At 75.1% G+C, this 24,462-nt stretch carries 17 protein-coding genes, 2 tRNA genes and 1 pseudogene; 9 read left to right on the forward strand and 11 right to left on the reverse strand.

The annotated features are described in order from the left end of the window. Nucleotides 1-20: 20 nt before the first annotated feature. Nucleotides 21-1,376 (reverse strand): 6-phospho-beta-glucosidase, encoded by a 1,356-nt coding sequence (locus ACZ5D2_RS08950; protein WP_371675766.1) that lies wholly within the window; start codon nucleotides 1,374-1,376, stop codon nucleotides 21-23. A gap of 199 nt (nucleotides 1,377-1,575) precedes the next feature. Further along, a complete protein-coding gene (locus ACZ5D2_RS08955) occupies nucleotides 1,576-2,448 on the reverse strand; it encodes an MmyB family transcriptional regulator (protein ID WP_371675767.1) in 873 nt (290 codons plus the stop codon). Between the two features lie 334 nt (nucleotides 2,449-2,782). On the opposite strand from ACZ5D2_RS08955, the gene ACZ5D2_RS08960 reads away from it, so the two are divergent. From ACZ5D2_RS08960 to ACZ5D2_RS08970, 3 genes are all read left to right on the forward strand, one after another. Further along, nucleotides 2,783-3,451, forward strand: coding sequence for a helix-turn-helix domain-containing protein (locus tag ACZ5D2_RS08960; RefSeq protein ID WP_030234847.1), 669 nt, complete (start codon nucleotides 2,783-2,785; stop codon nucleotides 3,449-3,451). A 64-nt stretch (nucleotides 3,452-3,515) separates the two neighbouring features. Next, nucleotides 3,516-4,073, forward strand: coding sequence for a toxin-antitoxin system, toxin component (locus ACZ5D2_RS08965; RefSeq protein WP_371675768.1), 558 nt, complete (start codon nucleotides 3,516-3,518; stop codon nucleotides 4,071-4,073). Next, nucleotides 4,070-5,251 (forward strand): MAB_1171c family putative transporter, encoded by a 1,182-nt coding sequence (locus ACZ5D2_RS08970; protein ID WP_371675769.1) that lies wholly within the window; start codon nucleotides 4,070-4,072, stop codon nucleotides 5,249-5,251. Before ACZ5D2_RS08965 ends, ACZ5D2_RS08970 begins: the two co-directional genes overlap by 4 nt. Nucleotides 5,252-5,294: 43 nt before the next feature. Here ACZ5D2_RS08970 and ACZ5D2_RS08975 read toward each other — a convergent pair whose 3' ends face one another. From ACZ5D2_RS08975 to ACZ5D2_RS08985, 3 genes are all read right to left on the reverse strand, one after another. Beyond that, on the reverse strand, nucleotides 5,295-6,071 hold the full coding sequence (locus tag ACZ5D2_RS08975) for a bestrophin-like domain (protein WP_356223592.1): 777 nt from the start codon (nucleotides 6,069-6,071) through the stop codon (nucleotides 5,295-5,297). Between the two features lie 42 nt (nucleotides 6,072-6,113). Next, nucleotides 6,114-6,707: a hypothetical protein gene (locus tag ACZ5D2_RS08980; RefSeq protein WP_468928269.1), complete on the reverse strand. Its 594-nt coding sequence runs from the start codon at nucleotides 6,705-6,707 to the stop codon at nucleotides 6,114-6,116. Between the two features lie 394 nt (nucleotides 6,708-7,101). Next, nucleotides 7,102-7,608, reverse strand: a complete 507-nt coding sequence (locus ACZ5D2_RS08985; protein ID WP_371675771.1) for a MarR family transcriptional regulator — start codon at nucleotides 7,606-7,608, stop codon at nucleotides 7,102-7,104. 307 nt (nucleotides 7,609-7,915) lie between these two features. Between ACZ5D2_RS08985 and ACZ5D2_RS08990 the strand changes: the two genes are divergently transcribed. From ACZ5D2_RS08990 to ACZ5D2_RS09000, 3 genes are read left to right on the forward strand one after another with little or no spacing between them, the layout of a single operon-like run. After that, nucleotides 7,916-8,560, forward strand: a complete 645-nt coding sequence (locus tag ACZ5D2_RS08990) for a dihydrofolate reductase family protein (protein ID WP_371675772.1) — start codon at nucleotides 7,916-7,918, stop codon at nucleotides 8,558-8,560. A 51-nt stretch (nucleotides 8,561-8,611) separates the two neighbouring features. Then, nucleotides 8,612-9,916: a sensor histidine kinase gene (locus ACZ5D2_RS08995; protein WP_371675773.1), complete on the forward strand. Its 1,305-nt coding sequence runs from the start codon at nucleotides 8,612-8,614 to the stop codon at nucleotides 9,914-9,916. Next, nucleotides 9,904-10,566 (forward strand): response regulator, encoded by a 663-nt coding sequence (locus ACZ5D2_RS09000; RefSeq protein WP_371675774.1) that lies wholly within the window; start codon nucleotides 9,904-9,906, stop codon nucleotides 10,564-10,566. The genes ACZ5D2_RS08995 and ACZ5D2_RS09000 overlap by 13 nt, the downstream gene beginning before the upstream one ends. 35 nt (nucleotides 10,567-10,601) lie before the next feature. Here ACZ5D2_RS09000 and ACZ5D2_RS09005 read toward each other — a convergent pair whose 3' ends face one another. The 4 genes from ACZ5D2_RS09005 to ACZ5D2_RS09020 all read right to left on the reverse strand — a co-directional run bounded on the left by ACZ5D2_RS09005 (nucleotide 10,602) and on the right by ACZ5D2_RS09020 (nucleotide 16,801). After that, entirely contained in the window at nucleotides 10,602-11,018 is a 417-nt protein-coding gene (locus ACZ5D2_RS09005; RefSeq protein WP_468928272.1) for a hypothetical protein, read from the reverse strand. A gap of 130 nt (nucleotides 11,019-11,148) precedes the next feature. Beyond that, nucleotides 11,149-12,402, reverse strand: coding sequence for a glycosyltransferase 87 family protein (locus ACZ5D2_RS09010; RefSeq protein ID WP_468928274.1), 1,254 nt, complete (start codon nucleotides 12,400-12,402; stop codon nucleotides 11,149-11,151). A gap of 198 nt (nucleotides 12,403-12,600) precedes the next feature. After that, nucleotides 12,601-14,316 (reverse strand): methionine--tRNA ligase, encoded by a 1,716-nt coding sequence (gene metG, locus ACZ5D2_RS09015; RefSeq protein WP_371675777.1) that lies wholly within the window; start codon nucleotides 14,314-14,316, stop codon nucleotides 12,601-12,603. Nucleotides 14,317-14,749: 433 nt separating this feature from the next. Further along, on the reverse strand, nucleotides 14,750-16,801 hold the full coding sequence (locus ACZ5D2_RS09020; protein ID WP_468928276.1) for a hypothetical protein: 2,052 nt from the start codon (nucleotides 16,799-16,801) through the stop codon (nucleotides 14,750-14,752). Nucleotides 16,802-17,037: 236 nt separating this feature from the next. Between ACZ5D2_RS09020 and ACZ5D2_RS09025 the strand changes: the two genes are divergently transcribed. From ACZ5D2_RS09025 to ACZ5D2_RS09035, 3 genes and pseudogenes are all read left to right on the forward strand, one after another. Continuing rightward, a complete protein-coding gene (locus ACZ5D2_RS09025; protein ID WP_468928278.1) occupies nucleotides 17,038-17,640 on the forward strand; it encodes an RNA polymerase sigma factor in 603 nt (200 codons plus the stop codon). An 800-nt stretch (nucleotides 17,641-18,440) separates the two neighbouring features. Then, nucleotides 18,441-19,160 (forward strand): annotated as a pseudogene (locus ACZ5D2_RS09030) (IclR family transcriptional regulator domain-containing protein); the annotation flags it as partial. 501 nt (nucleotides 19,161-19,661) lie between these two features. Then, entirely contained in the window at nucleotides 19,662-23,627 is a 3,966-nt protein-coding gene (locus ACZ5D2_RS09035; RefSeq protein WP_468928280.1) for an AAA domain-containing protein, read from the forward strand. Between the two features lie 145 nt (nucleotides 23,628-23,772). Here the strand turns inward: ACZ5D2_RS09035 and ACZ5D2_RS09040 are convergent. Beyond that, nucleotides 23,773-23,857 (reverse strand) — tRNA-Leu (locus ACZ5D2_RS09040). A 233-nt stretch (nucleotides 23,858-24,090) separates the two neighbouring features. Then, nucleotides 24,091-24,178, reverse strand: a tRNA-Leu gene (locus tag ACZ5D2_RS09045). Nucleotides 24,179-24,462: the final 284 nt, after the last annotated feature.

The raw sequence follows: 24,462 nt of genomic DNA on the forward strand, positions 1-24,462 counted from the left end.
CCCGTTCCCCCTCCCCGGCGTCAGCGCAGGTAGCCGAGCCCCGGGTGCTCCGTCGCGTATCCGTCCAGCAGCCGCCGGGCCACGGTCACGGAGTCCACCAGCGGGTGCAGGGCGAAGGCCTTGACGGCATCGGCCCGCGCACCGCTCGCCGCGGCGGCGAGGACCTCCCGCTCGGCGGCCTTCACCGAGGTCACGAGCCCCACCGCGTGCAGCGGCAGCGGGTCCACGGCGACCGGGTGGGCCCCGTTGGCGTCGACCAGGCAGGGCACCTCGATCACGGCGTCCGCGTCGAGCACCGACAGGGTGCCGCGGTTGCGGACGTTGAGGATCAGGGTGGCCCGCTCGTCCCGGGCGATGGCCCGCATCAGGGCGAGGGCCACCTTCTCGTAGCCGCCGGACTCCAGGTCGCTCTCCTCGCGCTCCCCCACGCCCGCCACCTCGCGGTTCTCGGACATGTACGTGGCCTCGCGCTCGGCCCGGGTCCGGTCCCAGGCGGCGAGCGCCGACCCGGGCGGCCCGTCCGGCCGTCCGGTCTCGGCGTAGAAGGCGCGCTGCTGGTCGCGCAGGAAGGCGCCGCGCGTCCGCTCGGCCTCCTGGTACGCCCGCACGGTGTCGCGGTTGAAGTAGTAGTAGTGGAGGTATTCGTTGGGGATCGCGCCGAGGGAGCGCAGCCAGTCGGCCCCGAAGAGGCGGCCCTCCTCGAAGGACTCCAGGGCCTTGTCGTCGGCCAGCAGCCGGGGCAGCTCGTCCCGGCCGCCCACCCGCAGGCCGCGCACCCATCCGAGGTGGTTGAGGCCGACGTAGTCGATCCAGGCGTCCTGGGGCCGGGCGCCGAGCAGCCGGGCGATCCTGCGGCCGAGCCCGACCGGGGAGTCGCAGATCCCGATGACGCGGTCACCGAGCACCTCGGCCATGGCCTCGGTGACCACCCCGGCGGGGTTGGTGAAGTTGATGACCCAGGCCTCCGGGGCCGCGCGGGCGATCCTGCGGGCGATCTCGCGCACCACGGGAACGGTCCGCAGCCCGTACGCGATCCCGCCGGCGCCGACCGTCTCCTGGCCCAGCACGCCCTCGGCCAGGGCGATCCGCTCGTCGGCGGCCCGGCCCTCCAGTCCGCCGACCCGGATGGCGGAGAAGACGAAGTCGGCCCCGCGCAGGGCCTCGTCGAGGTCCCCGGTGGCGGTGACGGCCGGGGCGTCCGCCGCGCCCGTCGCCGCGGCCTGGTCGGCGAGCACCCGGGCCATGGCGGTGAGCCGGCCGGGATCCTCGTCGTACAGCGTCACGTGGGACACCCGGCCCTCGCCGCGGTCCCCCAGGAGTGCTCCGTAGACGAGCGGGACGCGGAATCCGCCCCCGCCGAGGATGGTCAACCGCACGCCCCTACCGCCCTTCCGCCGTCACGACCGGTGCCACGGACCACGACCGCGCGCCGGGCGGGAGTCCGCCCCCGGCGCCGCAGCGGATGCCACGATCCGTGACATCCGCGCGATGACGCCGATCGTGGCATCCGCCCGGCGGCACCCCCGCCGGGGGTCCCGCGGCACACGCTTCAGGGCACCAGTGTCCCCCGCCCGCTCAGTCCACCGGCGACGGCACGGCCCGCAGGCGGGCCCCCTGCTGCTGCGGGAAGCCGGTGACACCGCGCACCGGACCCGTCCGCAGGCCCTGCGGGGCGGAGAGCACCAGGGTGATCCGGGTGAGTCCCATGCCCTCCAGCATTCGGCTGGATTCCGCCACCATGCGGCACCGCACCACGCCCTGTCCGGGGTCGGGATGACGGACCGTCCGGACGGCGCCGTCCTGTTCCGCGGCCGCTTCGCCGTGGGCGCTCAGCCAGTGCGGGACCCCGTACCGGTAGGCGGCCTCCATGAACGGGTCACGGGCCACCTCCTGACGGATGCTCCGCAGCCCCTCGTCGTCCGGGGCCGCGCCGAGCGCGGTGGCGAACTGCGCCAGCAGCGGTACGCACCAGGCCGGTTCGTGGTCCTCCAGCACGGCCGCGGCGTCCGGGTGGAAGAGCACGAAGCGCAGGAAGTTGTCGTCCGGCAGGGCCGTCGGATGCGGCCTGACCGACTGGAACAGCCGGTCGAAGGCCGAATTGGTGAGGGCCACGTCCCACCGGTGGTCCACCAGGAAGGACGGGTAGGGGACGGCCTCCATGAGGGCCGCGTAGTCGCACAGGTAGTCGCGCTGGGCCGGATCCTGCGGCAGCCGGTTCTCCTCGGCCGCGCGCCAGGTGGGCGGCGGGTCCCGGTCGACCATGACCCGGAAGAGCCAGAAGCACTGCCGCTCGCTCATCTCCAAGGCCTCGGCCAGGGCGAGGAGTTTGCGGTCCGTCCATTCCTTGACGAGCCCGCGCTCCCAGTTCCCGTACGCCCGCACACTGATGCGCAGTCGCGACGCGAGGTCTTCCTGGCTCAGGCCCAGTTCCTCGCGACGCTGGCGCAAAATCTCCTTGCGCCGCTCCGACCGCACTGCGCCACGGGCGGACTCCTCGCCCGCCAGGCGTTCCTCACCGGCTCGGACGAGGCCATCAGACGGGCCCACCGCTGCGAGATGTGGCACCGAGAGCTCCCCCTCCTCACGGTCTGGATCTTCATTTCCGTGTGGCGATCCTGCTACCGACTTCATTCGAGTGTCAACTATTGTGGCAATTCCAGCCTTGCGACAGCTCATTCCCGCCACAGCTGTGGCAAGTTCTAGCTCTCCCAAAACAAACCGGATAGATTCCCTGAGGCCGACCACGTGCCCACTGACCTCGCGCGATCTAGGAGAACCACTGGTGACAGACGGCTTCCCGGCTCCCGTCGCGGTGGCCAACGCGCCCCTGGCAGCGACCGTCACGCGGGTCGCCGAACTCGCGAATAAATTGGGCCGCGCCCGGAACCAGGTCTTCGACCTCCGGCGGCTCTCGGAAGCCTCCGGGGTCCCCGCCGACGTGATCAAGACCCTGCTCGACGGGCGCCCGGCCGGCGAACCCGATCTCCAGGCGCGTTTCCTCCAGCGCCTGGACCTGCTCCGGCGGACCCGGGTGAAGCCCAACGGGCGCCGCTACACCCAGCAGGAGATCGCGGACGGCGCCGGAATGTCGCGGCAGCAGGCCGGCGCCCTGATCAACGGCGACCGCCGCCCCACCATGGAGCACTGTGACGCCATCCAGCGCTTCTTCGGGGTGCACGCGGGCTTCCTCACCGCCCACGACGCCGACGCCCTCACCGACGCGCTCCAGCGGACCGAGCAGCAGCTGCTCCAGGACTTCGCGGGCCGCGAGCGGCAGCCCGTACCGGCCGAGACCGCTTCGGCGGGCGATCCGCTGGCAAGACTCCTGCAGAACCACGGCGTACGCGGCATCGCGTGGCGGGCCGCCCAACTGCCCAGCGACAAGCACCGGGACAAGGTGACCGAATGGCTGGACATGCTTCTCGAAAGCGTCAAACCGAACGAATCATGACCCAGTCGAAAGTCTGGATCTGATCCTTGAGTCCTGGTCCGGATCCGCGCCGACGGGGAGAACGGTGAGCATAGGCAGAGCACAGCGGCGTTTGTGCGGGGAGCTGGTGGCCGGCATCAAGCTGCCCGCCCCCGTGGAGCCCCTGGACCTCTACGCCGCCCTCTGCGAGGGCATGAGCCGGCACCGCGCCCGCCCGGTGGAGTTCCGCATGGCCGCCTTCCCGCAGGGCACGGCCAGCGGCCTCTGGCTCGACATGGCGGACCGCGATCTGGTGGTCATCGAGGAACGCACCGCACCCGACCACCAGCTGGTGATCCTGGGCCACGAGCTGTGGCACATGAAGGCCGGCCACTGCAGCCACCACGTCGACGGCGCCGCCGTCGCCGCCCGGCTCCTGGCCGACGGCGCCGACCTCGGCGAGACGGTCCGCAGCGTCGCGGCGCGCACCCGGGCCGACGTCCAGGAGGAGACGGACGCCGAGACCTTCGGGCTCCTGCTGGGCAGCAGGTGCCGCACCTGGCTCGCCGGCTCCTCCGGCCTGCGGGCCCCGGCCCAGCGCGACGAACTGGCGGGCCGCATCGAAACCTCCCTCGGCTACCGGGGGCACAGGAACGACCGTTGAACGGACAGGACTACTACATCCCGGCAGCCGCGATGGCGGTCTCCCTCGTCTGCAAGCTGCCGGCCCTGCGCGCACACTGGCGCGATCCGCTCCTGAGGTCCGTCTGCGTACTGCTGGTCCTGGCCACCGCGGTGTTCACCTTCGCCGCCCCGCCCACCATCGAAGCCGTCAACCGCTGGACCGGGATCCCCAACTTCTCCGCCCCGCTGGTGTACTGCCTGATGACGGCCTTCAGCGCCTCGTGCCTGGTGCTGATGTTCAACTGGCGCGGCGGACCGCCGCAGGAGATCCGGCGCACCTCGGCGCGCCTGATCATGGGCTACTCCGTCGTGGTCGTCGCGATCGTGGTGTTCTTCCTCCTCGGCGAGGCGTCCGTCGAGCGGCTGCGCGACTTCGACACGTACTACGCCAACACCCCGTACGTCCGCCTGGTGATCGTCTCCTACCTGCTGGCGCACAGCGTGGCCGCCGCGACCATGGTCGCCATGTGCTGGCGCTGGTCGGTCCAGGTCCACGGCTGGCTCAGGGCCGGGTTGGTGATCATCGTGTCCGGGTACTCCATCAGCCTCACCTACGACGCCACCAAGCTGTCCGCGGTCTGCGCGCGCTGGGCCGGTCACGACCTGGACTTCCTGAGCACCTACGTGGCCCCGCCCCTGGCCTCCACCGCGGCGCTGGTCAGCGCGGTGGGCTTCGTGCTGCCCCTGGTCTGCCAGCGGGTGTCGGACAGCTGGCAGACCTGGACCACGTACCGGCGCCTGGGCGCGCTGTGGCGCGAGGTGCGCAGCACCGCCCCCGGCGGCAGTCCCTGCGTGCGGATGTCCTGGTGGTCCCCGGCCGAGATCCGGGTGATCCAGCGGGAGTCCGACATCCACGACGGGTTCCTGCGGCTCGGCCCCAGCTTCGACCGCCGCCACCGCGACTCCGCCTACGAGCGGGCGCGCGCGGCCGGCGCGGACGAGGAGACCGCCCGGGCCGTCGCGGACGCGGCGATGGTGGCGGCCGCCGTCCGGACGAGCTCCGCCGCCCCCGGGGGGACGGCGGACGGCGGGACGGACGGGGACCGGGTGCTGGTGACGGCCGACGGTCCGCGCGACCTCGTCCGCATCTCCGACGCCCTGCGGCACTCCCCGCTGGTGGCCGCGGCCCGGCACCGGGCGGCCCCGGCCGGGGGCTGACCCGGGCCGGGACCGCGCGGGAGCCCCCCGGTGTACGAACCCCTCAGCGGGAGGCGGTCACCGTGACGGCCGGGAACAGGTCCTGGAAGGGCCCCGCGGAATCGGTCCCGTCCCGCCCGTACGGGGCGTCGAAGCTCCAGACCATGAAGAGCAGGAACACGATCAGCGCGCTGAAGAGGCCCGCCAGCAGCAGTTCCCGGCCGGAGCGCCGGATCTGCAGGGTGAAGATCAGCCCGATGGTGACGAGGCCGCCGACCACCAGCCCGACCCAGACCACGCTCGGCAGGGTGGACTCGTCGCTCTGGGTGCGCGAGTGGCGGGCGTCATCGGCGGCCGCGATGTGGTCGAGCAGCGGCTGGTAGGCCTGTGCCTGCAGCTCGTTCGCGGGGCTCTGGTGGGTGACGTCGCCGCGCAGCTTCCCGAGCAGTTGCGCCCCCTCGTCGGAGGCGCCCTGCCCGGAGACCAGCCGCGGCCAGTCCACGTTGACCGTGTGGGAGACGTACGCGTCCACCTCGCCGCGGATCCGGTCGCGGACGGGCGCCGGGTAGACGTCGGCGCGCTGGGTGACCTCGTAGAGGGACTGCGCCTCGCGGCGCACGCTGTCCTCCGCCCCGCCGCGCGCCTCCCAGACTCCCGCGATGGCCAGACCCAGGACGATCGCGTAGACCACGCCGACCATCATCGTCATGTACTCGATGACGTCAGGGGTTTCGCTGGTGTCCTCGTCGGCCGCGACCCGGCGGTGCCGGATCGCGGTGATGGCGAGGACGACGGCGCAGACGAGCGCCATGGCGATGGCCAGGACCAGCCATTCGGACACGAGAAATCTCCCGTTCGTGGGTGCGTGGGTGCATGGGGTGCGTCAGCCGCGGCTCTTGGAGCGGGGGCGCAGCGCGGCGGCCGCGAGCACGGCCGGGGTGGTGACCACCACCATGAGCATCATCGTGCTCAGGCCGTTCGGGCCGCGCCGCTCCAGGGCCGCGGAACGGTACGGGCGCACGTGGAAGGCGCGCGCGGGCGTGGCGGCCCTCACCGTAGGCGGGGCGGGAGCCGCCGCGGGGACCGGCTCCGGTCCGGGTCCGGGCGCCGGCGGAGCCGGGGGCGGCTGCGCCGGGGCGTCCGGCACCGGGACGTCGGGCGCGGGCGTCCCCGGAAGGCCGGGGGCCTCCCCGGGGTGGTGCACGGTGGGCCGCTGCACGCCGGGCAGGGTCACCCGCACGGAGGGAACGGCCACGGGCGGCCCCGGCACCTCGGGCGGCGGCGGGCCGGGCGGGCGCACCACGGGCGGCTCCGGATGCCCGCCCGGCACGCACACGTCCACCCGCGCCCCGTGGCCGTGACCGTGGCCGTGGCCGTGGCCGTGGCCGTCGGTTTCGCCCGCGACCGCCACGTGGCCGTGCAGGGGGCAGAGCACCGCCACCAGACCCGCCCCGGCGAAGTACTGCCAAGCCGTCACCGCGCTCCTCCCGATTCGGCAGCCGATATGAGGGTTACGGCTGAAGAAACGATCAAGGCGCCGGTTCGACACGCGGCAGAAAGGTCAAGATCCGCCCTCGGAGGGTGACTTCGGGACGGCGGGAAGGACGCGGGGTCGCCTGATCGCCCGTCAGGCCGGTCCCGGAGGCCCCGGTCGGTCGGATCCGCCCCACGGGCGCAGGCGCGGGCCCCGCGGGCGCGGGCGCAAGCCCCGCGGGCGCAAGCCCCGCGGGCGCAAGCCCCGCGGGCGCAAGCCCCGCGGGCGCAAGCCCCGCGGGCGCAAGCCGGCCTCCGGGTCGGCCCACCGGTCCTGCCCGACCCGTCCGCCCACCCGTCGGCCCACAGCTCGGCCCCGGCAGGCCACCGGCGGGGAGTCAGGCCCCGTCCGCGCGCTCCACGTTGGCGATCATCGTGCGCAGCACCCGGAGCGCGGCGACGTACTCCTCGTCGGCGATGCCCTCGTGGACCACCGCGCGCAGTTCGGTCACCACGGCCCTCACCCGCGCCCTGGCCGCCTCGCCCGCCCCGGTGAGGTACAGCCGCTGCCCGGCGTCGACGCACAGCCATCCCCGGTGCACGAGCCGGTCGACGACCCGGGCGATCTCGTCCGGCCCGTCCGCGAGCGGCGTCAGCTGGACGACGGCCTCCGTGCGGGTGGGAGCCGCCGGGCCGCCGTGGACGCGGTTGAGCACCCAGTACTCGGGCTGGGTGACGTCGATCCGGGCCAGGGCGTCGCGCAGGTGACGGGTGACCTTCGCGTGGGCCAGGCCGCTCCAGTAGCCGATGGGCTGGGTGGCCAGGGCCTCGTCGGTCGCGGCCGGGTCTGCGGGGGCCTGGTCTGCGGGGGCCTGGTCTGCGGCCGGGCGCGTCGCGGATGTCATGGCCCCCACGCTAGCCGCCGCAGTCGGCGCGGCCCTCGGGTCGCGCCGGAGCCCCGTCCCGGGTTGCGCCCCGGTACGCGCACCCGCGTCGGGGACCCCCGACACGAGGATCCGCAGGGCGGCCTCCGAGCGCGAGTCGGCCTCCGCCGCGCACGCGATGAGGGTCCGGTCAGGGGTTCCCGAACCGCCCGAACCTCATGAGTCCGGACACCGCGTGGCCCGGTTTCCGATCGGTCACGGACGCGGCGATGAGTTTTCCCCGCCCGGAGAGTCTCACTGCCGTCGTCCGACAACACAGGAGGAACGCGTGGCTCAGCTCTTGAGGGTCCAGAACTTCAACGTCTCGACCGACGGCATCGGTGCCGGCGAGGATCAGAGCTTCGAGAATCCGTTCGGCCATGTCGATCCCGGGAGGCTGTTCGCCTGGGCCGGCGCCACGGCGAGCTGGCCCATGCGTACGGATCCCGGGGGCAGCCGGGGCCTCGACGACCACTTCACGCGGGACTACGCGGTCAACATCGGTGCCGAGATCATGGGCCGCAACAAGTTCGGGCCCCAGCGCGGGCCCTGGAACGACCACGAGTGGCGCGGCTGGTGGGGGGACGAGCCCCCGTTCCGCACCCCCGTGTTCGTCATGACCCACCACCGGCGTCCGTCGTTCTCGCTCTGCGACACCACCTTCCACTTCGTCGACGGCGACCCGGCCACGGTCCTGGAGCAGGCGCGGGAGGCGGCCCGGGGCAAGGACGTCCGACTCGGCGGCGGGGTCACGACCGTCCGGGCGTTCCTCGACGCCGACCTCGTCGACACCCTGCACGTGGCGGTCTCGCCGGTGAAGCTCGGGTCCGGACTGCGGCTGTGGGAATCACCCGATGAACTGCTCGACCGGTTCCACCTGGAGGTCGTGCCCAGCCCGAGCGGCGTCACGCACCACCTGTTCTGGCGCAGGTGACCGTTCCCCGGGCCCGTCGGCCCGCGCGCCACAGCGCTTAGGCTGGGGCGCATGTCCGGTGCCACCACCCCGCTCCCCGCTCCTCCGGTGGCCGTGTGGGCGGTGGGGCGGCGGCCGTGGCGGTTCCTGCGGTCCTGGTGGCCGTGGCGGTGCTGGGCGTACCTGGGCAGCGGGTTCCCCCTCGGGTACGCGGTACTGGTCGCCCTGGTGCTGCTCGTGGGCCTCGGGGTGGTGCTGGCGGTCGCCGGGGTCGGACTCCTGCTGCTGCTCGCCGCCGTCGCCGGTGCCGTGCCGCTGGCCGAGCTGGAGCGGCGCAGGCTCCGGTGGGTCGAGCCCGCTCCCGTCGCCGATCCGCACACCTCGCTCGCCGGGGCCGGCGCCGCCGCCTGGCTGCGCACCCGGCTGCGGGAACGGGCCACCTGGCGGGAGTTGGGCTACGCCGCCCTGCTGGGGGCCGTGTTCGGCGCGGCCGGTTTCGGGGTGCTGGCGCTGGTGGCGTTCTCGCTGCTCCTCGTGGTGTCACCGGTCGTCGTGTGGGCGCTGGCCCCGGAGCCGGTGATGCTGATACCCGGCCGGGCCGTGACGGGGCCCCTGGAGGCGCTGGGCGGGACGGCCGCCGGGCTGGCGGGGCTGGTGCTCGCGGCGTACGCGGGGGCGCTGATCGCCGGGGCGCAGGTGAAGACGGCCCGGCTGCTGCTCGGGCCGCGCGAGGAGGACGGCCGGGTGCTGGAGCTGACCCGGTCGCGGGTCCGGCTGGTGGAGGCCTTCGAGGCGGAACGGCGGCGCATCGAACGGGACCTGCACGACGGCGCCCAGCAACAACTGGTCGCCCTCAGCATGACCCTGGGCCTCGCGGAGCTGCGGCTGCGCGGGATCCCGGACGCGGCGGAGGCCACGGCCCTGGTCGGCCGGGGGCGCGCCGAGGCGAAGCTGGCGCTGGAGCAGCTGCGGGACCTGGTGCGCGGCATCCACCCCCAGGTGCTGACCGACCACGGCCTGGCGGCGGCCGTCGCCGAGGTGGCGCTGCGCCATCCCGTCCCGGTCACGGTGGACCTCGGCGGCCTGCCGCGGCTGCCCGAACCCGTGGAGACGACCGCCTACTTCACCGTCACCGAGGCCCTCGCCAACGCCGCCAAGCACAGCGGCGCGGCGCACGTCGGCGTCGCCGGTAGGGTCGAGGGGGACCGGCTCACTCTCACCATCACGGACGACGGCCGCGGCGGGGCCGATCCCGGCGCGGGAGCGGGCCTGGCGGGTCTCGCGGACAGGGTGGCGATGTTGCAGGGCAGGCTGACGGTGTCCAGTCCGGTGGGCGGTCCGACGGAACTGCGCGTGGAGGTCCCGTGCTCCGTGTGATCCTCGCGGAGGACTCCGTGCTGCTGCGTGCCGGCCTGACCGAACTGCTGGCCCTCGGCGGCCACCGGGTCCTCGCCGCCGTGGGCGACGCCCCCGCCCTCCTGGAGGCGGTGGAGGCCGAGCGGCCCGACGTGGTCGTCACGGACGTCCGGATGCCGCCCGGACTGAGCGACGAGGGGCTGCGGGCCGCGCTCGAACTGCGCTCCCGGGACGCCTCGTTGCCGGTCCTGGTGCTCTCCCAGTACGTGGCGACGGCGTACGCGGCCCAGCTGTTCACCGGCGCGTCGGCGGCCGGGCTGGGCTACCTGCTCAAGGACCGGGTCGGCGAGGTGACCGAGTTCCTCGACGCCCTGGAACGGGTCCACGGCGGCCAGACGGTCATCGACCCGGAGGTGGTGCGCGTCCTGCTCGCGCGGCCATCGGCCCCGGACCGTCCGCTGGCCCGCCTCACCCCCCGCGAGCGCGAGGTGCTCGCGCTGATGGCCGAGGGGCTCAACAACCAGGCCCTGGCGGCCCGCCTGTTCATCACCGAGGCCTCCGTCGTCAAGCACGCGGGCAGCATCTTCACGAAGCTGGACCTGGACCCGACGGAGGGCAACCGCCGCGTCCTGGCGGTCCTGGCCCACCTGCGCGGGCTGGAGGCCGCATAGGGGACCGGGCCGCCGCGCGGCCCGCCCCGGTCGCCTCAGTCGAACGGGTCGATCTCGACGTGCCCCGGGGAGGCCGAGCAGACCTGCCACGTCTCGCCCGTGCGGTGCAGGTCGAGGGAGTGGGCGACGGCGGGGCCGTCGCCGGGCCTGAGGTCGATGTTGACCGTGGCCTCTCCGCCGCCCTCGGTGGAGGAGATGATCCGGTGCCCGAACCGCGCTCCGTGACGGCGCAGTTCCGCCGCCGGGTCGGCCGTGCCCGCGCAGGCGCCCGGGGGTGCGGCGCCGCCCGCGCCGACGGTGTCCAGGTACGCGTCCACGGCACGGTGCAGCGGGCTGCGGGCGGGATCGCCCGCCCGCACCGCCGCCGTCACCCCGACGGTGGTCGCCGCCAGGATCAGCAGCACGCCCCGGACGAGCACCCTGCCGGTGCGGACCGGCCGTCCTGCGAACACGATGCCTCCGTGGGCCCGCCGAGAAGTCCTTGTCCCCTGGGGGACGCCGTACGGCCCGCAGCCGTTCCCCGGCGAGCGGTGCGGCCTCGGGGCGCCGCAGGTGGAACCGCGCGGTCCGCCCACGCCGGGGTCACCGTGCGCGCAGCGTTCCCCCGGAGCGCCCGGCCCCCTCGCCGGCGGCCGATGAGCGGGCCACGACCCGCGAGGGGCCGCCGGTGGCCGGCGGGGTTGCGCAGCGCGCCCACACCACGAGCAGCAGCGGCAGTGCCAGGTAGCCGAAGCGGCCCGCCGGGGCCAGCAGGAAGGCCAGGGTCAGCCCCAGCGCGAGCCGGTCGGCGGCGGCGACGACCGTGCGCGGCGGGCGCGCCCACAGGGAGAGCGCCACCCCCAGTCCGGCCAGGGCCAGCAGGGCCACCGTCGCGTACCAGCCCCACGGTCCGAGTCCGGCGAGCAGGTGCCCCGGCAGGGGACTGCTCGCCGGGGTCGGCACGTCCGCCCGGCCCGTCGGGAAGGCGAAGACCTGCCGCCACAGTTCCGCCGGCTGGAGCAGCACCCCCGGGAGCACCAGCACCGCCGTGCCGGACACCGCCACCGCCGCGCAGCGCACCGCCGCCCGCGGGCCGCGACAGGCCCCGAGCACGGCGACGGCCACCGCCACCGCGGGCAGCGCGGTCCACTTCATGGCACACGCCGCCGCGAGCGCCGCCCCGGCCACCGCCGGACGGCCGGAGACGGCCGCCGCGAGCGCCAGGCAGCACAGCCCCGCCAGCGGCAGGTCCACCCCGCTCACCACCAGCGGAAGGGCCACCACCGGAGAGGCCACCAGCAGCGGGAGCAGCGGCGAGGGGCGACTGCCGAGCATCCGGCGGCCGGCCCACAGGGAGGTGAACAGGGCCGCCGCGCACCACATCCGGGCGTCGCCGAGGAGGCGGACCGCCCAGCCGTCGCCGCCGCCCAGCAGGGCGCGGGGGAGGCCGAGGAGGGCCGTGCCGGGCAGGTAGGGGGTGTACTCCTCGACTCCGGAGGGCCGGTCCACGTAGAGGCGGCCGGAATCCAGCAGGAGCCGCCCGGACCGTTCGATCACCCCCACCTCCGACTGGCCCTGACCGGTGAGGACCAGGTACAGCAGCGGCAGGACGACGGCTCCGGTCAGGGCCGCGGCCAGCGCCGAGCGCGGGCGGCCCACGGCGGTGGCCCCGGCGGCCACCAGGTATCCCGCGGCCGCGCAGCAGCCCCACAGCCGGTGCGGGCCGAGCGGGGAGAACAGGGGGAACGCCAGCGCCCAGACGGCCGCGAGCAGCCAGCCTGCGGTCCACCGGGCGGTGGACGAGGCGGGCAGGAGACGGGGGGCCACGGGCGGGCGCGGGCGGGCGGAAGGGGTCATGGACCCATTCCAGCCGCGCGGCCCCCCTCGGGTCTGCACGCCCAGGCGGAGCCTTCGTGGTGGGGTTTTCCCTACCCCGGCGGGTCCCGGGCCGGATCCCTCGCCCCGGCCGGGCCCGCGGGCCGCGGCCGCCGTGCACGCCGAAGGGCGCGACCTCGGCGGGTCGCGCCCTTCGGGGAGCCGTTGGCGGCGGGGCCGTCAGGCCTCCGGGGAACCGCCGAAGCGCTCGCGGTAGGACTCCAGGTCCTCCTCGGTGATCCTCGCGAAGAGCACCGGCGGCACGGTGAACGGGGTCCCGGCCGGGACCGCGTCCAGCGCCTTGGCCTGCTCCGGGGTCACCCACACCGCCGTGTCGTCCGCGAGGTCGAACGCGGAGCGCATGGCGCGCGCGGAGGCCGGGATGAAGGGCTCGGAGACCACCGAGTAGAGGTGGATGAGGTTCATCGCGGTGCGCAGGGTGAGGGCCGCGCCCTCCAGGTCGGTCTTGACCTCCAGCCAGGGGGCCTTCTCGTCGAGGTACGCGTTCCCGGCCGACCACAGGGCGCGCAGCGCGGCCGCCGCCTTGCGGTACTGGAGGGCCTCCATGTGGCCCTCGTACTCGGCGAGGAGCTCGGCGATCTGCTCGCCCAGCTTGGCCTCGGCCGCACCGGCGGCGGTGCCCGCGGGGACCTCGTCGCCGAACTTCTTGCGGGAGAAGGTCAGCACCCGGTTGACGAAGTTGCCGAGGGTGCCGCCGAGGTCCTTGTTGACCGTGGCGGCGAAGTGCTCCCACGTGAACGACGAGTCGTCCGACTCGGGCGCGTTCGCGATGAGGAAGTAGCGCCAGAAGTCGGCCGGGAGGATCTCCAGCGCCTGGTCGGTGAAGACGCCGCGCTTCTGCGAGGTGGAGAACTTGCCGCCGTAGTACGTCAGCCAGTTGAAGGCCTTGACGTAGTCGACCTTCTTCCACGGCTCGCGGGTGGCCAGCTGCGTGGCGGGGAACATCACCGTGTGGAACGGGACGTTGTCCTTCGCCATGAACTGGGTGTAGCGGACGTCCTCGGCCTCGTACCACCAGGCCTTGTAGTCGCGGTTCGCCGGGTCCAGGTCGGCCCACTCCTTGGTGGCGCCGATGTACTCGATCGGGGCGTCGAACCAGACGTAGAAGACCTTGCCCTCGGCGGCCAGTTCGGGCCACGTGTCGGCGGGCACCGGGACGCCCCAGTCGAGGTCACGGGTGATGGCGCGGTCGTGCAGGCCCTCGGTCAGCCACTTGCGGGCGATGGAGGAGGCGAGCTGCGGCCACTCCTCCTCGTGCTCGGCGACCCAGGCCTCGACCTCGTGCTGGAGCGCGGACTGGCGCAGGAACAGGTGCTTGGTCTCGCGGACCTCCAGCTCGGTGGAGCCGGAGATGGCCGAGCGGGGCTCGATCAGGTCCGTGGGGTCCAGGACGCGGGTGCAGTTCTCGCACTGGTCGCCGCGGGCCTTGTCGTAACCGCAGTGCGGGCAGGTGCCCTCGACGTAGCGGTCCGGCAGGAAGCGGCCGTCGACCGGCGAGTAGACCTGCCGGATCGCCCGCTCCTCGATGAAGCCGTTCTCCTGGAGCCTGCGCGCGAAGTGCTGGGTGATCTCGCGGTTCTGCTCGGAGGAGCTGCGGCCGAAGTAGTCGAAGGACAGCTCGAAGCCGTCGTAGACCGCCTTCTGGGCGTCGTGCGCCTGCGCGCAGAACTCGGCGACCGAGATCCCGGCCTCCTTGGCGGCGAGTTCGGCGGGGGTGCCGTGCTCGTCGGTGGCGCAGATGTACAGGACGTCGTGGCCGCGCTGGCGGAGGTACCGGGAGTACACATCCGCCGGAAGCATCGACCCGACCATGTTGCCCAGGTGCTTGATCCCGTTGATGTAGGGAAGCGCGCTGGTGATCAGGTGTCGAGCCATCCTCGGATGCTCCATTCGTTTCATTTGTACGGGTTCATGCGTAACGGCGTGCCGTGACGGATTGTGATGCGGTTCATCGTATCGAACCGCCGAAAGGGCACGCGCCCGCATTTCGTCCGGGTGGACGTGACGCAAAAACAGCGAGGGCGGTGACCTCTCCGTCACGGCCCTCGCAATGGGCCCATGCTACAGCCGCGGTACGGGGCCCCCGACCGGTGTCCGGGGGACGGGCACCCCGCGCCGGGCGGCGCCCGCCCGGCCGCGCCGGGTGCCGCTTCCGAGCCCGCCGGGTGCGGCGTCCGCCCCCGCCGGGTGCCGCCGGCGGCCCCTCAGTCGCGGCCGCCCGCCCCTCCGTCGAGGGCGGTGATCCGGGCGCCGCCGGTGAGCCGGCCCGTCAGGGAGACGGGGGCGCCCTCGGGTCCGGCGGGGGCGGTCAGGCTGCGGCCGTTCGCCTCCGCCCGGACGGCGCGCCGCTCGCGGTGATGGCGGCGACCTCGCGGCTCCCCGCGGCGAGCTGGTACCAGCGGCCCGCCGGGGAACGCCACCGGGTGCCCACGAGGAGGTGCTGGCCGAAGCGGCCGCAGGCGGCCGTGGACCGCGCCCGGACCACCTCCTGAGGGGGCCCGGCGGGCGGGCGCAGCCGTACGAGGACGTCGCCGGGGCCGGCCCAGCCGGAGGCCCGGGTACAGCTCCAGGTGGCCCGGCCCGCGCCGTCGGGGAGTTCGGTTTCGGCGAAGTCCCAGACGTTCACGGCCCGGACGCCGCCGCCGCTCAGCTCGCGCAGCCCGCAGGCGCCCGGAGCCCAGGCGGCGCGGGCGGCCGGGCCGGTGGCCTCGCGGGGCTGCCGGGCGGGCACGGCGGCGGGGCCGTCGGGGAGCGGGGTGTGGGTGAGGTGGACGGGGGTGAGCCCGCCCAGGTCGGCCAGGACGAAGGAGTGCTTCTCGACGATGCGCCGGGAGGACGTCAGTTCGAGCGCGGGCCAGGCGTCGCAGGCCCCGGTGCCACGGGGGACGGCGGCCGGGGCCGTGACCCCGTCGGCGGCCACGGCCAGGGGCCGGGCCGGGTCCCCGGCGCGGAGCAGGTCGACGGTGGCGGCGGTGGCGATCCAGGGCGCGAGCAGGTAGCGCGCGGCCGGGCCGGCCCGGTCCCGGGTCAGGGCGAGGGCGGCCGCGGTGGTGACGCCCGCCTCGTCGGTACGGGCGAAGTCGAGGGTGCGCGGGCCGCGCGGGCCGCGCGGGGTCTCGGTGTAGCGCACCACGCGGTCGCCGTCGAGCAGGACCACGACCACCGTCGCGGGGCCGGGCCCGTCCCCCGGCCCCGCGACGGCGGCCGCTCCTCCGGGCGCCTCCGCTGCGGTCGCCCCGGCCGTCGACGCCGCCGCCGCGCCCGCCGCCACACCCGTCCCCCGCTCCGCGCCGGGCACGTTCCCGGCGTACAGCAGCTGGGGCGGGTGCCCCGGCGGATCGGTCGGGGTGCCGGGCGCGGCCGTCGTCCGGACCCCGCCGGGCCGGGCCGCCCAGGCGCCCAGGGCCCGGGTGAGCAGGGCCCGGTCGCCGGTCCGGGCGCCCCGGGCGGGCCAGGCGGTGAAGTCCACGCGGGCGGTGTCGGCCCAGGCCCCGGCCGGGACCCTGCCCAGCCGGGCGGGGTCGAGCACCCCGGCGGCGACCGGTCCGGCCGACGGCGCCGCTTCGGTGCGCGGGGGCGAGGAGTCGGCCGCGAGGACCCCGTAGACCAGGGCCGGCACGGCCGCCGCGGCCCACCCGGCACGGACCCCACGACGGCGGCGCAGCAGGTCGGTGGGGCGGGCGCTGACCACGCTGGCGTCGAACTCCGGGTTCCGCAGGGCCGGCAGGAGCGTTTCCCCCACGGGTACGGCCAGCGCCTCGCGCACGGCGTCCGCCGCTCCGGCCGCGCCCGCGGACCCGGCCGCGCCCGCCGCGCCCAGCACCCGGGCGACCGCCTCCTCGGGCAGTCCGTCGATCCGGTGCAGGACGAAGGCGGCCCGGACCGGGCCGGGCGCCTCCCCCAGCAGCCGGGCCGCCTCGTCGATGCCGCCCGCCGGGGGCCACAGCCGCAGCCCCCACACGAAGGGCGGGGTGAGCGGCCGGCCGGTCCGGGCCAGGAGGCGGCGGGCCCGCCCGGTGGGGGCGAGGACGGCGCGCAGGACGCGTACGCGCAGCTCCTCCAGGGGCCCGCCGGGGCTGTCGGGGCCGCCCGGTCCGCCGGGGTCGCGGCCGCCGGGCCCTCGGGGCAGGGCGTGCTGGACGGCGCGGTGCGCGAGGAGGACCCGGGTGTGCCGGCCCAGGGAGGGCGGGAGGGTCACGTAGGCGAGGCGGACCAGCCGGGGGTACTGCTCGACGAGTAGCGCCTCGGCCCGTTCGAGGGCCGTCCGCCCCGGGGGCGCGGGCGGCGCCGGGTACGGAGGGGACACGGGCTCGGCCGGCCGGCCGGGCTGCCCGGAGCCGGAACGCGGTGTTGTGGCCACGGTCGGACAAACGAGTGAATCATGGGATGGTCACACGCCGTGTCCGCGGCGGGCGCCCGCCGCACGTCCGCCCCGCGCTCCGGCATATGCGTACGCACTGGCCGGACCGCCGATCGGTCGATATCGATCACCAATCGATCATCACCAAACGTAATATTTCCAGGTTTCTTCTCTGCGCCCTCCGAGTGCGCCCGCGCTGCTTCCATGGACCCGCACAGGGGATGAGGTGGGGAACGGTGAGCGATGGCGGACCGGAGGAGTCCGGCGGGGCCGTGGGACTGCCCAGCCGCAGGCGGCAGCCGACGCCCATGAGCCAGTGGGATCCGACCGCGCGCCTGTCGTACTGGGCCTTCCACGCCAACCGGCGGCCCGCGTACATGCGCTTCGCGTACCTCCAGCTCGGCTCCGACACGGCCGCCGAGGACGCCGTGGACGCCACCTTCGAATCGATCATGAACGAGTGGCTCCCCATGCTGCACATGGACCGGCTCGACGCCTACGCCTGGACCGTCCTCAAGCAGCGGATCGTCGACTGGCAGCGGCGCCGCGACCCCCGCCACCACCGGCCCGAGCCGATGGACACCAGCGCCTTCGAGGCGGCCCTCAAGGAGGCCCACGCCGATCAGTACGAGGTGCTCACCGACACCATCCGCTTCTACTCGGCGGTCTCCCGCCTCGCCGAGCGCCAGCGGGACGCCGTGATGCTGCGGTACGGACTCCAGTGCACCCCCGGCGAGGCCGCCTCCGTGATGGGCGTCGACGAGGCCACCGTCCGCTCCCAGCTCGGCCAGGCCCACCGCCGCCTCGCCCGGCTCCTCGACGCGTCCGCCGGATCATGAGGCCACGCGAGACCGACGCCGACGGCGCCCCCGCGGGATCCCCGCGCGCGCTGGCCGAGTTCCTGGCACGGGCGGGCGTGCGCGACCGCTACCCGCACTACGACCTCGGCGCGGCCGAGTCCCGGCTGCTGCGCGCCCCGCGCGCCCCCGGCGCGACCGCGGCGACGGTCAGGAACCGGCGCCGCCCCTTCGGGTGGAGCGACCCGGCCCGGGACTGCCCCCTCGACTCCGAACGGGCGCGCCGGGACCTCAAGGCCGCCTGCCTCGCCGTGGTCTGCGACCCGCGCGCCGCGCACGACCTCGGGCGCTTCACCGACGGCCGGCACAGCGACCTGCCCGGGGCGGTGGTCTTCGGCTGTCTGCTGCACCTCGCGGGGCTGCGCGAGGGCTCCCGCTTCTGGTGGCAGTTCGCCGCGGGCTCCGGCAGCCCCCGCACCGCCCCCGCCGCGTACTGCCTCTTCCTCGACCACTCCCGCCGCGGCGAACACCACGACGCCCGGCTCTGGGCACGGGAGCTGGGGCGGCGGGGATTCCGCCCCGGCGGCCGCCGCGAGCTGCGCGAGGTACGGCTGTGCGCCCAGGCGGCCGTCCTGCGCTACGTGGACCAGCCCGACGACCCCGACCTGGGCCCGGTGCCGCTGCCCCGGGCGGGGCTGCCCGCGGTGCTCGCCGCGTTCCTGCCGCCGCCCCCGTCCCCGCCCCCGGCGCGCGGGCCCGGCCCCGGACCCGGCCCGCTGCGGCACCCCGCGCTGACGTCGGCCGCGCGGGGGACGGTCGTCCAGACCGGCACGGGCGGGGCCCTGGCGGAGGCACGGCGCGCACTGGCCGTCGTACGGGTCCTGGAGCGGCACCCCCTGGGGGTGCGGACCGCCCGGCTCGCACGCGACTCCGGCCTGACCGAGGCGGCGCTGCGCCCGCTCCTGGCCATGCTGTGCGAGGAGCAGTACGCGTACCGGCCGGGCGCGGGGGTGTACGCGCGCGGCCCGGCCCTGGACCGGCTCGCCGCCCCCGGCGGCAGGGGCCTGGCGGGGCAGCTCCAGCGCACCCTCGCCCTGGCCCGCGACAGCGCGGGCGCCGCCGTGTACCTCAGCCGGTACGCGGAGGGCGAGGTCCGGATCACCCAGATGGCGGACGGGCCGGGGGCTCCGCCGGTGCGGGAGTGGGTGGACTTCCGGGCGGCCGCGCACGCCAGCGCGGTCGGCAAGTGCCTGCTGACCCAGCTGGGCCACCGGGACCGGGCCGACCACGTGGCCCGCCACCGCCCGGCCCGGCTGACGGCGCGGACGATCACCGACAGCCGGACCCTGTTCGGCGCCCTGGACGCGGTGGCTCCGGGCGCTCCCGTCTTCGACCTGCGCGAGTACTCCCCCGGGGTCGTCTGCGCGGCGGTGCCGATCGCCACCGGCGGCGCCGCGGGGAGCCTGGCGCTCTCGCTGCCGGCGAGCCACGCGCACCGGCTGCGCTCCGCGACCGAGGCCCTGCGCCGCAAGGCCGTACCCATCCTCCTGGCCCTCCTCCTGTCCGGCGCCATCCCCCCCGACCCCACCCCTGACGCCACCCCGGTTCCCGCCCCCGCGACCGCTCCGGATCCCCCGCCCGCCCGCTCCGCCGCCCCGCACGCGCCGGCCACCCCGCCCGGCCCGGCCTCCGCCACCCGCATGACCCCGGAGACCCTGCGCCTGCTGGGCCGTCTCTTCCGCACCCCACTCACCCGAGCCACCGCACCGGAGGGCCCCCACCTGGTCAGCGACCCCGCGACGGCGGCGGCCTACCTCTTCGAGGCCGACGCCCCACCGGACCCCGACCATCCCCGCCTCGCCCTCCCCCGCACCTTCACCCAGGTCACCCCGGGCACCCTCCCCGCCCCGAACGGCCTGGTGGTCCTCCACATGTGATCCCTCCTCCACGACAGCGACCGGCGAGCTTGCCGGGACCCGGTCGGCCGGGGTCCGGTAGATTCGATCAACAGCCGATCGGCGAGAGAAGCGGCCGGGTGCCGCGCACGTCACAGGGGGCGGGGAGTGCGGAGCCGACAGGGGCAGGACCACCGCCGGGAAGCGCTGCTGGAATGCTGGCGCGCCATCGAGCTGTTCGGTCCGCCCGGCATCCCGGCATTACCCCGACGGCGTCCCGCCGCACGGTCCGGGCCGCGGAGCGAGTACGTCGTCGACCTGACGCCGCTGCCCGGACGTGTGACGCCGCAGCTGCCGTGGGACGCCGACCATCCGGATACGGGCGCGCGACGTGCACCGGCCGGCCGGATGTGGCGGCACGAAATCTACTGCGGCGTCTTCGATCTGGAGCTGCTCCGCCAGGCGATGATCGCCGTACTGCCCGCGGGGACCGATCCGGATCCCGGTGTGCCGCAGTCCGAGCTGACGCTGCCGGGCCAGAGCGCGATGTTCGCCTTGGTCGTGGACGATGAGGGGCGACCGGTGGAGGACACGTCCGTGATCTCCGCCTGCGCCTGGGCGACCGGCCGCCTCTTCGATCCGGGACCCTCCGCACCCGGTTGGCTGGACGGCTTCGAGGACCTCGACGAGGCGTTCGGCGCGGCGATCGACGAGCTGACGGCCACCGCGATCCCCTACGGCTCCGCCGCCCCCGACCCCGGCACGGCGTACGAGCGGCGGCCCGGCTCCGGCCATGGGCCGGGAACCACGGCCGGGGCCGACCGCGTGAGCTGGCAGCGCCTGCTCGGCGAGATCCTGGGCGGCGCCGCCGTCGGCGCGGTCGGGGCCCTGTTCGGCGAGGTCGCCGGCGCCGCCCTGCAGGGCGCGGCCGAGCCCCTGGTGCGCCGCGCCGCCGACTGGGCCGCGGCCCGCCGACCTGCCGGGGACCAAGCGGAATCCGAGCATCCGGACGATGGCGGGAGCATTCCCGAGCGGGCACCGGCCGGCTCCGCGGACGTGTTCGAGGCGTACGGGGGCGACTCCGGTCCCCGTGCGCTCGGGTTCGCCGATCTCGTCGCCCTGACCGCGCAGATCGCCGACCTGTGCGGGGTGCAGGACCGTCTGCGGCCCCGGGTGGTCCGGGTACGGAGCAGGCTGGTCCCCCGGCCTCGGGACCCACGGGCGAAGGCGGCCGCGGCGGCGCCTTTCCTGAACAGCCTGCTCCCTCCCGACCTCGCGCGCGTGGCCGAAGCTGTCGGCAAGGGGATCGGACCGGCTCTGGGCGCGTATCTGTCCGAGCACGATGCCGTTGCCGCGGGGATGCGGACCGATGTGCGCCGGGAGCGCGGAGCCGTCCTGGCCGGGGTGGATCCGGAGCTGGTTCCGACCGGGCGGTGGCCCGCACCGGCGGATCGCCCGCTCGCGCTGAGCCAGCAGTTCGCGGTCGACCGGATGCTCGCCGACCGCGCGGGCACCGAGGGCGGGCTGTTCTCCGTGAACGGCCCGCCCGGCACGGGCAAGACGACGATGTTGCGCGACCTGGTCGCCGCACTGGTGGTCGAGCGGGCGGCGGTGCTGGCCACGTTCGACCGGCCCGGACAGGCATTCACCGGTCCGGCGTGGCGGGGTAAGGACCGCCAGGGCAGGCACGCGCGGTTCGTGTCGCGGCTCGACCCCCGGCTGACCGGGTTCGAGATCGTGGTCGCCTCCTCCAACAACGGCGCGGTCGAGAACATCACCGCCGAACTGCCCGGCATCGGCGCGCTCGGTGAGCACTGGCACGGCGGCCCCGACCATTTCTCCGACCTCGCCTCCGCCCTCCTCGGCGGCCCCGCGTGGGGGTTGGTCGCGGCGGTGCTCGGCAACAAGACCAACCGCAAGGAGTTCGGCGACCGGTTCTGGTGGGGGCGGCTGCCCAAGAAGGAGGCCGACGCCCGGTCCGCGGCGGGGCTGCCACCGCTGCGCGGCATGCAGTTCGTCCTGAGCGACTGGATCCCGCCGAGGACCGCGCCCGGCAGCCGCCCCTCCGCCCCGGCGGACCGGGACGCCGCGGCCGGGCCCGCCGAGCCCGTGCCGTCGTGGACCGCCGCCGTAGCCGCCTTCCGCACCGCCCGGGCCGAGGTCGAGCGGCTGCGTGTCGGGCGTGCCCGGCTGGCCTCGGCGCTGGCGGCCGTCGAGTCCCCGGCGGCCGCGCAGCGTATCGCGGACCTGGAAGCCGCCGTCCCCCGCGCAGACCAGCAGGTCACCGCCGCGACGGCCGCCCTGGAACGGGCCGCCGCCGCCACCGGGGCAGCACGGAATGCCACCGCCGCGGCCGAGGCCGGACACCGAACGGCCACCGCGCACGTACCACGGGCCCGGCAGGAGCTGGCCGCCGCCCGTGCGGACCTGTCGGCCGCCCGTGAGCTGGCCGCACACCACCGCGAGTACGTCACCGCGCTCACTGCCCACCGGGACGCTCCACCTGCCGTCGAACGGGGCCTGCGCGCCGGGCTGCGGCGCCTGCTGCAGAGCTCCGCCGACCGGCAGGCGGCCGAATCGCGGCAGGAACGCGCCGACGCCGAGCTCGCGCGATCGCTCGTCCAGCAGCGCGCTTCCCTCGACAGCTCCCTGGAGCAGGTCGCCGCCGCCGTACGCGCCGAGTCCCTGGCCGCGGGCCGGAGCTCCTGGGCCGCCACCACCGTCGACGAAGCGGCCGCCGTCCTCACCACGGCCCTCGCACACGAACGGACCGCGCACGCCCGGCAGGCCGCGGCGGACACCGTGCTGCGGCGGGCCCGGCAGGCCGCCGAGGCGGTCCGCCACGATCTGCGGGCCGCCGTGACCGAGCTCGACGGACGCCACCACGAGCTGAGGCAGGCGGCTCGGACGCTCCCCTCACTGCCCCTCGGCTGGCGGCACCTCGACGAAGCCGACCAGGAACTCGGCTCCCCCTGGTCCGACGAGGCGTGGTCCACCGCGCGCAGTGACCTGTTCCTGCGCGCTCTCGACCTGCACCGAGCCTTCGTGGCCGGGGCCGCCAAGAAGGTCCGGGGCAATCTCCAGGTCCTCGTGGAGCTGATGGCCGGGACGAACGGGCCGCTGCCGGACGAAGAGGTCGAGCACGCCTGGCAGACCCTCTTCCTCCTGGTCCCCGTCGTCTCCACCACGTTCTCCTCCGTCGGCAGCATGTTCGCGCGCCTCGGCCGGGAGTCGATCGGCTGGCTGCTCGTCGACGAGGCCGGGCAGGCCACCCCGCAGGCCGCCGTGGGCGCGCTGTGGCGGGCCCGCCGTGCCGTGCTGGTCGGCGATCCGCTCCAGCTGGAGCCCGTGGTCACCATGCCCACGGCTCTGCAGCGCCGGCTGCTGCGCGCCTACGGCGTCGACGAACGGTGGCTGCCCTCGGCCACCTCGGCCCAGGCCGTGGCCGACCGGACCAACCGCTACGGCACCTACCTGCCGACCCCCGACGGGGACGACGAGCACGTCTGGGTGGGTTCACCGTTGCGCGTCCACCGCCGCTGCGAGGAACCGATGTTCAGCGTCAGCAATGAGGTCGCGTACGGCGGCCTCATGGTCTACGGCACCGGGCAACAGGCGTTCCCCGACGGGGAACGGGACGGTCTGCTGCCCAGCCGCTGGCTGAACACCGATGACCCCGCCCGCCCGGCCGACGCCCCGTGGGGCGAACGCGACCGCCGTGCCTTCGAATTCGTCCTCGACCTCTTGGACCGGCACGGGGTGGGTGTCGAGCGCCTACGCGTCATCGCCCCGTTCCGGGCCCTGGTCGCCGAGTGCAAGAGGGTCTGCGCCGGCCGTGAAGGCTGGACCGCCGAGCTCCTCGACGAACGCTGCGCCACCGTCCACCGGGCACAGGGCAAGGAAGCCGACGTCGTCATCCTCGTGCTCGGCGGTGGCCGCCCCGGAGCCCGCGCGTGGGCGGCGCGCACCCCGCATCTGCTCAACGTCGCCGCGAGCCGTGCCAAGCGCCGCCTCTACGTCATCGGTGAGCGCGGTTTGTGGGCCCCGCTCCGCCATTTCGATGTCCTGGCCGACGAACTGGCGGAATTCGACCACGTCCGCGACCGCACGACCTGGCCGCCGGAGGGCGACTGACCGCAGCCGGGTCCGGCCCGGCGTGGGCACGCGGGTGACCAGTCCAAACGCCCGGCCGCACCCGACCGGTTCACCACAGACGAAAGAGCCGGCCAGAGCGACGTCGCGTCGCTCTGGCCGGCTCTTTCAGGTCGTCCGACCACGGTGTCCGAGGGGGGACTTGAACCCCCACGCCCGATAAAGGGCACTAGCACCTCAAGCTAGCGCGTCTGCCATTCCGCCACCCGGACCGGGTGATGCCTCCGCAGGGTGATCCCCGCAGCGACACGGACCACCTTATCAAGCGCTGAGAGCACTGCTGACCAGGGCTTTCCCTCCTGGATCGCGCGCCCTCCCGCCGGTGCGGGCGTCTGCGCTTCGGCGTCGGCGGGATCGATCGCGGGGTTGGCCGCGGGTTCTTCGCGGGATTGGCCGCGCCGTCGCCCGGAAACACAAAAGAACCCCACCGGAGTGGGGTTCCTGCTGGTGTCCGAGGGGGGACTTGAACCCCCACGCCCGATAAAGGGCACTAGCACCTCAAGCTAGCGCGTCTGCCATTCCGCCACCCGGACTAGGTGGTCGGCCCCGGTTTCCCGCGGCGACATGGACAACAATAGCAAAGGATCGGCGGGGCTCCGACCACTTATCCGGGCGGCGGAACGGCAGACGCGCCGCGCTGACCTGCGGGCATGCGTGGGCGGGGGTGGCGAGACGGGGCGTCTCGGTGGTTGCGCGCGGCCCGGCCCGTCGCCGTGCGGGGCGGGTGCGCGGGGGGGGCGGCCCGGGGGGGGGGGGGAGGGGGGGGGGGACGAGGGGGGGCCGGGGGAGGGGGGGGGTGGAAGGGAAACGAGAAGCT

The organism is Streptomyces sp. NPDC031479, from assembly GCF_055581065.1.

Bases quoted from the DNA above. Each gene is read 5' to 3' on its own strand.
- ACZ5D2_RS08995 (WP_371675773.1), top strand. From the start codon at position 8,612: ATGTCCGGTGCCACCACCCCGCTCCCCGCTCCTCCGGTGGCCGTGTGG.
- ACZ5D2_RS09010 (WP_468928274.1), bottom strand. From the start codon at position 12,402: ATGACCCCTTCCGCCCGCCCGCGCCCGCCCGTGGCCCCCCGTCTCCTG.
- metG (WP_371675777.1), bottom strand. From the start codon at position 14,316: ATGGCTCGACACCTGATCACCAGCGCGCTTCCCTACATCAACGGGATC.
- ACZ5D2_RS08985 (WP_371675771.1), bottom strand. From the start codon at position 7,608: ATGACATCCGCGACGCGCCCGGCCGCAGACCAGGCCCCCGCAGACCAG.